At 68.4% G+C, this 12,862-nt stretch carries 8 protein-coding genes; 6 read left to right on the top strand and 2 right to left on the bottom strand.

Annotation, left to right across the window (positions count from 1 at the left end; genetic code table 11):
* Window positions 1–433 precede the first annotated feature (433 nt).
* From ACXJKH_RS06680 to ACXJKH_RS06655, 6 genes are all read left to right on the top strand, one after another.
* Window positions 434–1,726 carry a sugar MFS transporter gene (locus ACXJKH_RS06680; protein WP_457318831.1) on the top strand — a complete coding sequence of 431 codons (1,293 nt, stop codon included), beginning with the start codon at window positions 434–436 and terminating at the stop codon, window positions 1,724–1,726.
* A 42-nt stretch (window positions 1,727–1,768) separates the two neighbouring features.
* Window positions 1,769–2,836: a LacI family DNA-binding transcriptional regulator gene (locus tag ACXJKH_RS06675; protein WP_256777080.1), complete on the top strand. Its 1,068-nt coding sequence runs from the start codon at window positions 1,769–1,771 to the stop codon at window positions 2,834–2,836.
* Between the two features lie 7 nt (window positions 2,837–2,843).
* The gene (locus ACXJKH_RS06670; protein ID WP_457318828.1) at window positions 2,844–3,872 is read left to right on the top strand and encodes an SIS domain-containing protein; all 1,029 of its coding nucleotides are present in this window, start codon (window positions 2,844–2,846) and stop codon (window positions 3,870–3,872) included.
* Window positions 3,872–5,020 carry an N-acetylglucosamine-6-phosphate deacetylase gene (nagA, locus tag ACXJKH_RS06665; RefSeq protein ID WP_457318826.1) on the top strand — a complete coding sequence of 383 codons (1,149 nt, stop codon included), beginning with the start codon at window positions 3,872–3,874 and terminating at the stop codon, window positions 5,018–5,020. The genes ACXJKH_RS06670 and nagA overlap by 1 nt, the downstream gene beginning before the upstream one ends.
* Window positions 5,017–6,084, top strand: a complete 1,068-nt coding sequence (locus tag ACXJKH_RS06660; RefSeq protein ID WP_457318824.1) for an acyltransferase family protein — start codon at window positions 5,017–5,019, stop codon at window positions 6,082–6,084. Before nagA ends, ACXJKH_RS06660 begins: the two co-directional genes overlap by 4 nt.
* A 118-nt stretch (window positions 6,085–6,202) precedes the next feature.
* Window positions 6,203–9,196: an autotransporter family protein gene (locus ACXJKH_RS06655; protein WP_256777074.1), complete on the top strand. Its 2,994-nt coding sequence runs from the start codon at window positions 6,203–6,205 to the stop codon at window positions 9,194–9,196.
* A 15-nt stretch (window positions 9,197–9,211) separates the two neighbouring features.
* Here ACXJKH_RS06655 and ACXJKH_RS06650 read toward each other — a convergent pair whose 3' ends face one another.
* Together ACXJKH_RS06650 and ACXJKH_RS06645 are read right to left on the bottom strand one after the other, a co-directional pair.
* Complete coding sequence (locus ACXJKH_RS06650) at window positions 9,212–11,281, bottom strand: TerD family protein (RefSeq protein ID WP_457318821.1); 2,070 nt, start codon at window positions 11,279–11,281, stop codon at window positions 9,212–9,214.
* 234 nt (window positions 11,282–11,515) lie between these two features.
* Window positions 11,516–12,736 carry a multifunctional CCA addition/repair protein gene (locus ACXJKH_RS06645; RefSeq protein ID WP_457318819.1) on the bottom strand — a complete coding sequence of 407 codons (1,221 nt, stop codon included), beginning with the start codon at window positions 12,734–12,736 and terminating at the stop codon, window positions 11,516–11,518.
* Window positions 12,737–12,862 lie beyond the last annotated feature (126 nt).

Here is a 12,862-nt window from a genome sequence, read left to right as displayed (position 1 = left end):
CAGGAAGGGCGGCACCGTGGCGGGCAGGTCATGGGCCTGGACGGAGTGGGCAGCTGCGGTCACACGGACTCCCTTGGATGTGCGCAGGTCCAGCGATAAGGCCTGGCGATTGAGGGGGAGTCTGTAATCGTTCTGACAACGATGTCAACGATAACCTCACACTTTCGATGTTGCGCCGCAACGGGCGCCCCTCTGGGAAAACGTTTTCAGCCAACGGCCGTCATGTTTTTGCAACCGAGCGGGAATGACCGCATGGCGCACCGCCAAGCGTGGCGGGGCATGCGATCTGCGCAGGTGCAGCACGACCGCTTCGGCAGGTTGGGCAAAAACCGCTTGTTGACAAACCCGATCGCCCCGACGAATAAATGTGACAACGTTGTTCCCAGCCACTCTTCCGACGCCGCCCCGCGCCGTCGATGCAGGAGCTCTCTTGATGTCTGCCGTGCCTGCTGCCTCCGCGCGTTCAAGCGTGCTCACTTCGATCCTGATCATCGGCGTGCTGTTCTTCCTGATCGGCTTCTTCACCTGGCTCAACGGGCCGCTGATCACCTTCGTCAAACTGGCCTTCGAGCTGGACGAGGTCGGCGCCTTCCTGGTGCTGATGGTGTTCTACCTGTCCTACTTCTTCCTGGCGCTGCCGGCCTCGTGGATCCTCAAGCGCACCGGCATGAAGAAGGGCCTGAGCCTGAGCCTGCTGGTGATGGCCGCCGGTGCGGTGGTGTTTGCGCACTTCGCCCAGCAGCGCTGGTACCCGGGCGCGCTCAGCGGCCTGTTCATCATCGGCAGCGGGCTGGCCCTGCTGCAGACGGCGGTCAATCCGTACATCAGCATTCTCGGCCCGATCGAGACCGCTGCCCGGCGCATCGCGCTGATGGGCATCTGCAACAAGATCGCCGGCATGCTGGCGCCGGTGCTGATCGGCACGCTGGTGCTGCACGGCATCGGTGACCTGGATGCGCAGGTGAAGGTGGCCGACGCAGCCACCAAGACGGTGCTGCTGGATACCTTCGCCGCCAAGATCCAGCTGCCTTACATGGCCATGGCCGGGCTGCTGGTGGTGCTGGCGGTGGGCGTGCTGTTCTCGCCGCTGCCGGAACTGAAGACCGCCGAGGCCAATGCCACTCCGGCGCGCGCGCCCGGTGTGGCCGAGCGCACCAGCATCTTCCAGTTCCCGCACCTGTGGCTGGGCGTGCTGTGCCTGTTCGTCTACGTCGGCGTGGAAGTGATGGCCGGCGATGCCATCGGGACCTACGGGCACAGCTTCAACCTGCCGCTGGACCAGACCAAGATGTTCACCTCGATCACCCTGGGCGCCATGCTGCTGGGCTACCTGGCCGGCCTGGCGCTGATCCCGCACCGGGTCTCGCAGTCGCGCTACCTGAGCATCTCGGCCATCCTGGGCGTGCTGTTCTGCATCGGCGCGCTGCTCTCCCATGGCTATGTGTCGGTCGGTTTCGTCGCCGCGCTGGGCTTTGCCAACGCGATGATGTGGCCGGCGATCTTCCCGTTGGCGATCCGTGGCCTGGGGCGCTTCACCGAAACCGGCTCGGCGCTGCTGGTGATGGCCATCGCCGGCGGGGCGATCATTCCCCAGGCGTTTGCGGTGCTCAAGCAGCATTTTGACTTCCAGTGGGTGTTCGCCGGGCTGATGGTGCCGTGCTACCTCTACATCCTGTTCTACTCGGTGCGCGGGCACCGGGTGGGGCTTTCCCGCGACGGGCAGTGATCGGCGATCATGGACGTCCAACGGGACCCGCAGGAAAAGAGCATGCGCAGAGCGACCATCAAGGATGTTGCCGAACGGGCCAAGGTGTCGCTGAAGACGGTCTCGCGCGTCATCAACAATGAACCCTCGGTCATGCAGGCCACCCGCGCGCGGGTACTGCGGGCCATCGCCGAACTGGATTACGAGCCCGATCCGGCCGCGCGCAACCTGCGCACCGGCACCACGCTGGTGGTCGGTCTGGTCTACGACAACCCCAACCCGTACCACATCATCGGCGTGCAGAATGGCGTGTTGGCAGCCTGCCGCGAAACCGGGTTCGGACTGCAGATCCATCCCTGCGATTCAAGCTCGCCGATGCTGGCTGAGGAACTGGCCGACTGGGTGCAGCGTTCACGGTTGGCCGGGCTGGTGCTGACCGCGCCGATGTCCGAACGCGCCGATCTGGTCGCGGCACTGACCGCGCGCGGCATCAAGCTGGTGCGGATCATCGCCGCCACCGCCGATCCCGAAGACGGTGCGTGCGTGTTCGTCGATGACCGCGAGGCCGCGTATGAAATCACCGAGCACCTGATCCAACTCGGCCACCTGCGCATCGGTTTCCTCTGGGGCGGCAGCTCGCACCGCTCCAGCGGCGAGCGCTATGCCGGCTATGAAGCGGCGCTGCGCGACTACGGCATGAGCATCGACAAGCACCTGGTGGTGCAGGGCGATTACACCTTCGACGATGGTTTCCGTGGCGCGCGTCGGCTGCTGGCGCTGCGCGAGCCGCCGACGGCGATCTTCGGTTCCAACGATGAAATCGCGGCCGGCGTGCTGGCCGCCGCCAAGTCGGCGGGGATGAACGTGCCCTACGACCTGTCCATCGCCGGTTTCGAGGACAGCCCGTTTTCGCGCCAGTCGTGGCCACCGCTGACCACCGCCAAGCAGGCCACCGAAGACATCGCCCGGCATGCCGCGCGCCTGCTGATCGCGCAGCTGCGCAGCGATGCCTACGACGACGCACCGCTGCAGCTGCAGAACCAGGGCTTCGTGCCGCAGCTGGTGGTGCGCGGTTCCACCGCGCCGATGCGCCCGCAGGGCGCGCGCCCTCCTTCTCCTGAAACCACCTGAGTCCCGCATGTCCCTGCCTGCCCCCCACGACACCCTGATGTACCGCGAAGCCGCCGAAGCGGCCGATGTGATTGCCGCGCAGTTCGCGCGCAACCAGGCTGCGGTGGAAACCCTGGCCGCCAGCCTGCGCGCGGCACCACCGCCGTTCGTGGTGACCTGCGCGCGGGGCAGCTCGGACCACGCCGCCACCTACGCCAAGTACCTGCTGGAAACCACGCTGGGCCTGGTCACCGCGTCGGCCTCGCCATCGGTGGGCTCGGTCTACGAAGCGCCGCTGAAACTGCGCGGTGCGCTGTACATCGTGATTTCCCAGTCGGGCAAGAGCCCGGACCTGCTGCGCAACGCCGAGGCCGCGCGTGCGGCCGGTGCGCGCGTGGTGGCGCTGGTCAATGTCGAGGACTCGCCGCTGGCGCAGCTGGCCGACACCGTGATCCCGCTCGGGGCCGGCGCCGAGCGCAGCGTCGCGGCAACCAAAAGCTACCTGGCCTCGCTCTCGGCGATCCTGCAGCTGGTGGCCTACTGGAGCCAGGATGCGGCGCTGATCGCCGCGCTGCGCACGCTGCCAGACGCGCTGCGCCAGGCCTGGAACAGCGACTGGTCCGCACTTACCGAGGGGCTGGTCCCGGCACACAATCTGTTCGTGCTCGGCCGCGGACTGGGCCTGGGCGCGGCGCAGGAAGCCGCACTCAAATTCAAGGAAACCTGTGGCCTGCATGCCGAAGCCTACAGCTCGGCCGAAGTGAAGCACGGCCCGATGGCGCTGGTGGGTCCGGGCTTCCCGGTGCTGGCCTTCGCCCAGCCCGATGAAACCGGCGCCGGTACCCGCGCAGTACTGAAGGAATTCGCTGCACGCGATGCGCAGGTGTGGCTCTCCGATGCCGACGGCGATCTACCGCTGCCGGCGGCTCCACATCCGGCCTGCGCGCCGCTGCTGCACGTGCAGGCGTTCTATCGCGCAATCAATGCACTGGCGCTGCGCCGCGGGCACAACCCGGACCTGCCGCCGCATCTGAACAAGGTGACGGAAACCGTCTGATGAAAACCGTGCTGCGCAACGCCCGCATCCTGGCCGGCGACGAATTCCGCGATGACCTGGCGGTAGTGATCGAAGCCGGCCGCATCACCGCGCTGGTCTCCGATGCCGCCCCGCAGCTGGGCACCGCCGACGAACAGGTGGACCTCGGCGGCGGCTGGCTGCTGCCCGGCTTCATCGACGCCCAGGTCAATGGCGGCGGCGGTGTGCTGTTCAACAACACGCCGGACGTGGAGAGCCTGCGCCGGCTTGCCGCCGCGCACCGCCGCTTCGGCACCACCGGGCTGCTGCCGACGCTGATCAGCGACGACGTGCAGGTGATGCGCCGCGCGATCGACGCGACCCGTTCGGCCATCGCGCAGGGCGTGCCGGGCGTGCTCGGCATCCATCTGGAGGGCCCGTACATCGCCCCTGCGCGCAAGGGCACCCACGACGCCAACACGTTCCGCGTGCCCGATGCCGAGGAGATCGCGCTGGCGGCCTCGCTCGACAACGGCGTCACCCTGCTCACGCTGGCGCCCGAGCGGGTGCCGCTGGAGAGCATCCGCGCGCTGGTCGAACGCGGCGTGATCGTCGCCGCGGGGCACACCGCAGCGAGTTACGAAGAAGCACGCGCCGGGCTGGATGCCGGCATCCGTGGCTTCACCCATCTGTACAACGCGATGTCGCCGTTGACCGGGCGCGAGCCGGGTGCGGTGGGCGCGGCGCTGGAAGACCGCGACAGCTGGATCGGGATCATTGCCGATGGGGTGCACGTGCATCCGGCCAGCCTGCGCGTGGCGCTGGCGGCCAAGCCGCGCGGCAAGGTCATGCTGGTCACCGACGCGATGCCGCCGGTGGGCGCGGACAGCCCAAGCTACGAACTGTATGGCGAGGTGATCACCGCCGTGGATGGGGTGGTGCGCAACGCGGCCGGCTCGTTGGCCGGATCGGCACTGGACATGGCCACTGCCGTGCGCAATGCGGTGCAGCTGCTCGGCCTGCCGCTGGACGAAGCGGCGCGCATGGCCTCGCGCTATCCGGCGCAGTTCCTCAACCTGGACGACYGACTGGGCGAGATCGCCGAAGGCTACCAGGCCGACCTGGTGCTGCTGGACGACGCGCTGCAGGTGCGCAGCACCTGGATCGCCGGCCAGCGCGAGGACGCATGAGCGCTGCCGCCGCGCCGCGCATGGGCTCGATCGACGCCCTGCGCGGGCTGACCGTGGCCGCGATGCTGCTGGTCAACAACCCCGGCGACTGGGGCCATGTGTACGCGCCGCTGCTGCACGCCGATTGGCATGGTTTTACCCCGACCGACCTGATTTTTCCGCTGTTCCTGTTCATTGCCGGCGTGTCGATGGCCTTCAGCCTGGCACCGCGCGCGGGCCAGCAGACGCTGCGTCCGGCCCTGCGCAGTGGCCTGCTGCAGCGTGCGCTGCGCATCGCGCTGGCCGGTGCGCTGCTGCACCTGCTGGCCTGGTGGTTGATGGACCTGCCGGCCTACCGGCTGTGGGGCGTGCTGCAGCGGATCGCGCTGTGCGTGGCGGTGGTCGGACTGCTGGCCATCCAGACGCGCGCCCGCACGCAATGGGCGGTGCTGGTCGGACTGCTGCTGGCGTACACCGCGCTCCTGCTGGGGGCCGATTCGCTGGCCCCGTTGGTCAACCCGGCCAGCCGCCTGGATACTGCGTTGTTCGCGCCGCTGCTCTACAAGTACGACCCGCTGACCGGGCTCGGCCACGACCCCGAAGGGCTGCTGAGCAGCCTGGGCGCGGTCGCCACGACGGTGCTGGGCCTGCGTGCGGGCGCGTGGCTGCGCACAGGGCAGGTGGGCGGGCTGGCGGTGCTGGCAGCGGCATGCCTGCTCCTGGGCGGCGTGGCGGCCCTGTGGCTGCCCCTCAACAAGCAGCTGTGGACCCCCAGTTTCGTGCTGTGGACCGGCGGGCTGTCGGTGACGGCCTTGTTGCTGGCCCACCTGCTGGTTGATCGCTGGGGCGCGCCCGCGCTGGGCCGGCGCTTCGGCGTCAACGCCATTGCGGCTTACCTTGGCTCGTCGGCGATGGCGCTGCTGCTGATGGCCAGCGGCGCATGGGGGTGGCTGTACCTGGCCCTGTCGACGCTGCTGCCGACGGCCCCCAAACTGGCCTCGCTGCTGTGTGCGGTGGGGTTCGTGGCGGTGTGGTGGGGCGTGGTGTGGGCGTTGGACGCGCGACGCATCTACCTCAAAATCTAACTGTGGCATCACATTCTTTTACCCCCCTCATCACGGCGCGACGGTAAAAGTACTGACGTCGGTCTGCATAGAACCACTGGGCCGGTGCCGTACCCCTCTTGTAGAACAGGAAAGGCGTATGCGCTCCATGACCGTTTCGCCGGCACGCACCGTGCTCGCCGACCGCATTTCGCACTGGCTGCGCCTGGGGTGCCGGGGAGCCTTTGGCACGCTCCTGCTGACCGGGGCCGCGCCGGCGTGGGCCGGCTGCGACAACCCCGCCCCCGGTCAGGGCCAAACGGTGACCTGCTCGACCGCAGCGCCCAATCCGGATCCAGTGCCGATCGTCACCGCCGGTGGCGCATCGAACACGACCATCAACGTGCTGGCCAACGCGCAGCTCGGTATCGCCAGCGGCAACGCGATCACCGTGCAGGCCGGCAGCGGGCATGTCATCGACAACAGTGGCAGCATCATCGCCAACGCGGGGCGCGCGCTGCAGCTCGATGGGGCCACCTACCTGATCAACCGCGGCACCATTGCCGGCAGTACCGGCGGCGTCGTGTCCGGTGCCGGCAACGACCGCATCGACATGCTCGGCGGCAGCATCCAGGGCGGCGTGCTGCAGGGCGCAGGCAACGACACCCTGGTGATCGGCGACGGCGTGATCGACAGCGTCGACCAGGGCGATGGCGAGGACACTCTGCAAATCAGCGGCGGCAGCGTGACCGGCCCCGTGGTGCAGGGCTCGGGCATCGACACCTTCCTGATGACCGGTGGCAGCATCGGCGCGCTGCTGCAGGGCGACGCGCTGGACCGCTTCCGCATGACCGGCGGCCGCATTGTTGGGGCGTTCGACGATGGCGACTATGCCGAAATGACCGGCGGCCGCATCGGCCGGGTGAACATGAAGCTGGACGACAACACCTTCCTGATGTCCGGCGGCACCATCGACGGCAACCTGGTCACCGGCTTCGGGCGCGACACCATCGTGCTGTCCGACGGGTACATCGGCGGCAACATCAGCGTCAGCGGCGGCGATGACGCGGTGACCATCACCGGCGGCACCGTGCGCGGTGAAATCCGGCTGAGCTTCGGCAACGACACCCTGACCTGGAACGGCGGCGGGGTGGTGTACGGGGCCATCGATTTCGGCGAAGGCAATGACGTCGCGCAGCTGACCAACCTCAATAACGCCCACCTGGGCGCACTGCCGGTGTTCGACGGTGGGCCGGGCAATGACGTGCTCGGTTTCGACAACGTCAAAACCAGCGGCGTGGCGCGCTTTGCCAACTGGGAGCAGGTGGCGCTGCGCGACGATACCCAGCTGGCCTTCGACGGCACCCTGCTGCTGGGCGACAGCGCCAGTGGCACCGGCCGCCTGGATATCGATGCCACCAGCGCGGTGTTTGGCGGTGGCAGCAACGGCGGCGTCGCCCCGTTCGTCGCCGGGCAGCTGGCCACGCTCACCAACGCCGGTCGCATCGACCTGAGCAACGGTGGCGGTGTGGGCGATACCTTCACCGTGGTTGGCAACTATGTCGGCACTGGCGGCGCGCTGTACCTCAACACCGTGCTGGGCGACGACAGCTCGGCGTCGGACAAGCTGGTGATCTCCACCGGCAGCGCCAGTGGTACCACCGGCGTGGGCATCCTCAACGCCGGCGGCGGCGGTGCCTCCACCGTGGCCGACGGCATCCTGGTGGTGCAGGCGATCAACGGCGCCACTACCGCGCCCAGCGCGTTCGCGCTGTACAACCCGGTCGCCGCCGGGGCGTACGAGTACTTCCTGTTCAAGGGCGGGGTCAGCGGCGGTACTGCCGAGAACTGGTACCTGCGCTCGACCCTGGTGGCCGCCGCCACCCCCGCACCGTCGCCCGCGCCCGGCGGCATCCTGGCGACACCGCCGCCGCCACCGGAGAGCACCGGCACGCCGCCGGTCGACCTGCCGCCCGCAGCGCCGCCACCGCCGGACGTGAACCCGCCGGATGATCCGAACCCAACTGCGGCCGAGCCGGCCCCGCCGCCCGAGCCGGCCGCCCCCGCCGACGTCGCGCCGCCCAGCATCGATACCCCGCCGCCGGTGCCCACCGAGGTGGCCGGTGTGCCCGGGCCGCTGGCGGTGCCGCCCACGCCCGGGGCGCGCCCTGCGCAGGGCGACATCATTCCGCTCTACCGCTTCGAGACCGGCCTGTACTCGGTGGTGCCGCCGCTGCTGCGCGAGACCAGCCTGGCCAGCCTGGGCACTTTCCACGAACGCCAGGGCGAGCAGCGTCTGCTGGCCGGGCAGGGTGGCGTGCGCGCGGCTTGGGCGCGGCTGGTGGGGCAGAGCCACGAACAGCAGTGGGACGGCGACGCGCAGCCCGGCTTCGACGGCGACATCCAGGGCATCCAGGCCGGCTTGGACCTGTACGCCAACGCGGCCGACACCCACCGCGACCAGTTCGGCGTGTTTGTCGGGCGCACCCGTGCGCAGGGCAACGTGACCGGTTTTGCGATCGGCTGGGAAAACGTCGCGGTGGGCCGGACGCGGCTGGATGACAAACACGTGGGCGTGTACTGGACCCGCGCCGGCAGTGCCGGTGGCTACCTGGACGCGGTAGTGATGCAGAGCCGATACGACGGCGACGCAACGTCCTCGCGCGGGCTGGGCATCGACGTGCGCGGCGATGGCACCACCGCCTCGCTGGAAGTGGGCAAGCCGCTGCTGCGCTTCGGGCAGAGTGCGTGGTGGCTGGAACCCCAGCTGCAGGTGATCTGGCAGCGCACGTCGGTGGATGATGCCGGCGACGCGGTGTCCGCGCTGCGCTTTGACAACGACAACGCCTGGACCGGACGCGTCGGCCTGCGCCTGGCTGCCGACTACGACATCGCCGGCAACGGCTGGCAGCCGTACATCAAGCTCAATTACTGGCAGACCCTGGACGGCGAAGACCGCATCGATTTCGACAGCAACCGCATCCTCAACCAGCAGGATGCGCGTGCGCTGGAAGTGGGCGTGGGCGTGGTGGCGCGTTTCAACGCCAACGTCAGCGCGTTTGCGGTGGCCGATTACACACGTGACCTGGAAAGCAGCGCACGCAAGGAACGCAAGGTGATCGAAGGGAATATCGGGCTGCGGTTTGACTGGTGACAGCAGTGGGCAGTGTTACAGGAACTCGGCGCTGATTCTTGGCAGGTCGGTCGGGGTAATGCCCTGATCGACCGCGAAGACGGTTGCTGCCTGATCCGGTGCGCTTACCCTGTGTCCGCGTGCGCGCACATGCAGGTCGAACAACGTGTGCAGGGTGGTCTTGGGCAGTGACGATATCGCACGCAGCATCAGCGACACGCCGGCAAGGTTGTTGGCCACGTTGACGGCAAATCGCGGCGTGCTGGTGAGTCCGATGTCCAGCCACAGCGCCTGGCGTTCCACCAGGTCGAAGGCGATCGGCAAGCAGAAGGTGGTGTCCGAGGCCAGGTCGAACCGATCCACCACGGTGCCGGGCTCATAGATCTCGCCTGAATCCGGCGCGGTGCGCGCCATCCAGCCGGCGAAGCACTCGGGCAGATCGCAGTACGCCTGGCCGCTGAAGCTGCTCAGGCACATCACGATCCAGCGGATGCCACGCTCCCGGCAGTGATCGATATCGATATCGATGAACTCGCTCGCACCCTGCGGCGCATCGACGATGTCGCCGCTGTGATGGGCGCCGAAGGTGGCCAGGTTGTAATAGGCCAACGTATCGATGTACTGAACGTCCTCGCCGTAGATGGCGGCCGACAGATCGATATCCACGCGGGATTTCCCATTGCGCCACCAGCAGAACATGCGCAGGGTGTTGGCGTCCGACAGGGGCACGCGGCTGCCGCGCACCAGCGTACGCAATGCCTTGGATGCCGAGCGTTGCGAGAACGGCACCAGGTAGCGCGACAAGGCCGGGTCGATGTAACTGGCGCCCAGGGGCGGCAACGCGGCGAAGCGGGCGAGCAATGCTTGTTCGCAGCGCAGGGCCAGCGCCGCGCAGAGATCGGCATCGAGTGGGACAAGGCGATCGGGGATCGCGTACAGCTTGCCGACCTGGCCCTTGGGCAGGAAGACGCGCAGACCGCGGGGTGCCGCGCGGTGCTGGAAGTGGGTCATCACCTGCAGTAGCACCGGGGTGGACACCGAGGCCGCCACCTGTGCGAACGTGTCCACCACGTCCTGTACGTTGTGGCTGCGCCGGGCGAGCGCGTCCAGTCGCCGTGCCAGTTCACCCGGCCGTGCGCGCAGTACCGCCAGTGCGGTGCCGATATCGTCATCGGCCAGGGCGCATTCCACCTGCGCGTTGAAACCACGCAGGCGCTGCCCAGCGCGCAGCCGGGCGAAGTCGGCGGCGGTGCCCGGGAACCGCGCGGCATGTTCGCCAGGGTGCAGGCGCTCGGCCAGGCGCACCCAGCGCGGCGTCCAGCGCTGCAGGTCTTCCAGGCGGTTGGGCATTTTCTCCAACCAGTTGAGCAGCGCACGGCGCAAAGGACGCCGGTAGCGCCCGAAGCGGGTGGGCGTGGCCAGCGATACGTCGCCGTCGTCCAGCGCTACGGCGATGCGCAGCACATCGGTGGCGGTGCGCACATGACGGCCCAGGGCGAGGACGCGCGGATCGGCCGTGCCTTCATCGGCAAGCAGCGCGGCCACGACCACGGCCAGGTTCTCCTTGCAGGGAAGTGTCTCGGGAAGCAGCGACAACGCGCGCTCGCGATGCTGCGCCACGTACCAGCGCACATCGGCGCTGTCTTCCGGGGAGTACGGCGTACGCGCGGCGGCAAGCGCCACAAACAGCGCATCCACCTCGTCCTGTGTGCCCAGCTCGAGCACGCGCCAGTTGGGCACGTCCTGCCGGGGCGGTCGCGGCGTGGCCTCGCCCAAGCGATCGAGCTGGCCGCGATAGTGCAGATACGCGTTCCAGTACCGTTCGGCATCGCTGGCGCGCATCATCTGTGCCGGGAAGTCCGGGTACAGCGGCGCGTAATTCCGATGCGCGCCCAGCATCTCGCGCAAGGCGCGGATCAGGCGCTTGTAAAACGCCTCCACCTGGGTCAGCGACAACGTGGCCACCTGCTCGCACAGCGAAGGCGACATCTGGAAGCCGAGGGCTTCCAGGTTTTTCTGCAGCGTGGCGACCACCTCAAGCGGCTGGCGCTCGCGTCCCGCGCTTAGGATGACCTTGGATCTGCGCCGCAACAGCATCGGGTTCATGGCTTACCGTGGGATGCGTGGCGGCAGGAAAAGAGGTGGGGCGGAAAGCGAAGGCACTAGTTCGAAGTGTAGAAGGAAGCACCCTCATAGCCGCCCCGTCGCAAGCTTACCCAGTAACCGCGGCGCGCTTCAATGTGCCTGACCTCCGCCCGACGGACCGCCCCGCGCGTGATCCGGCAGAGGGGCGGGGGAGGATCGCAGATGGAATCCTCACGCACCTGTCCGTTGAAGCGATCAGCGCAACGCGCCAATCGCCTGTGTACGCGCCCTCGCCAACGCCTCACCCACCGCCGGGCCCCTCAGATGGGTCAAGTCCAGGTCGCGCGCTTGGACCGTCAAGGCAGCCTGGTGCAACCGGTTGAGCGTTGCACCCTGCGGGTAGTCGCTGTCCTCGAAGCCGAGCCGGCCGCGCTTGTCCGCCTCGCAGCACAGCGCGATCTGCGCGATGCGCTCCGGACGGCGGAAGCCGTCGCACCGGCTCAGCAGTTCCAGCACGGTGGCATCGCGCAGTTCATCGATGCGGTGCACATTGAGATGGTCCCGGCACACGGCTTCGGCCAGCTGGCGGTGGTCCAGCGGTACCTTCAGGCGGTCACACAGGGCACGCAGCGGGGCCACGCCGCGCTGCTCGTGCATGATGTGGCGCGGCCATTCCGACGGCGGGGTCAGGCCCTTGCCGAGGTCGTGGGTAAGCGCGGCGAAGCCGATCAGGTCATCGCCCGGCGCGAGGCGGGCAGCCATGTCGCTGACCATTTCCTGGTGCACGCCGGTATCCACTTCGGGATGAAACTCGGCCCGTTGCGGGACGCCGTACAGCGCGTCCAGCTCGGGCAGGATCGCACGCAGCGCGCTGGCGTCGTGCAGCGTGCGCAGGAAGGCCGAGGGCTGGGCGCAGGTGAGCGCGCGGCGCAGTTCCTGCCAGACGCGTTCGGGGACCAGCGCATCCAGTTCACCGCTGTCGGCGATCTGGCGCATCAGGTCCAGGGTTTCCGGGGCGACGGTGAAGCCGAGCGGGGCGAAGCGGGCCATGAAGCGCGCCGCACGCAGCACCCGCAGCGGGTCTTCGACGAAGGCCGGGCCGACATGACGCAGCACGCGTTGTTCGATATCGCGCACGCCGCCATACGGGTCCACCACCGTACCGGTGGCCTCGTCGCAGGCGATCGCGTTGATGGTGAAGTCGCGGCGCAGCAGGTCGTCTTCGAGCGTCACCGACGGGTCGGCATCGACCACGAAGCCGCGGTAGCCGCGGCCGGACTTGCGCTCGGTGCGTGCCAGTGCGTATTCCTCGCCGGTGTCCGGATGCAGGAACACCGGGAAATCGCGGCCGACCGCCTTGTAGCCCAGTGCTTCCATCTGCGCCTGCGAAGCGCCGACCACGACCCAGTCGCGGTCGCCGGGGGCGCGTTGCAGCATGCGGTCGCGCACGGCGCCGCCAACAAGATAGATCTTCATGTGCCCATGATGCCGCAGTGGGCCAACGCGACGCCAACCGGTGGTGCCGGCTGCTGGCCGGCTCGCCATGAACCCGGACAATGACGTAGTGCCGGCCGCTGGCCGGCTCCTGGGAATCTTCGGGCA

It is taken from the genome of Stenotrophomonas sp. P5_B8, assembly GCF_054049855.1.
The sequence above is the reverse complement of the archived record's forward strand: the minus strand, read 5'-3'. Positions and strand labels throughout refer to the sequence as shown.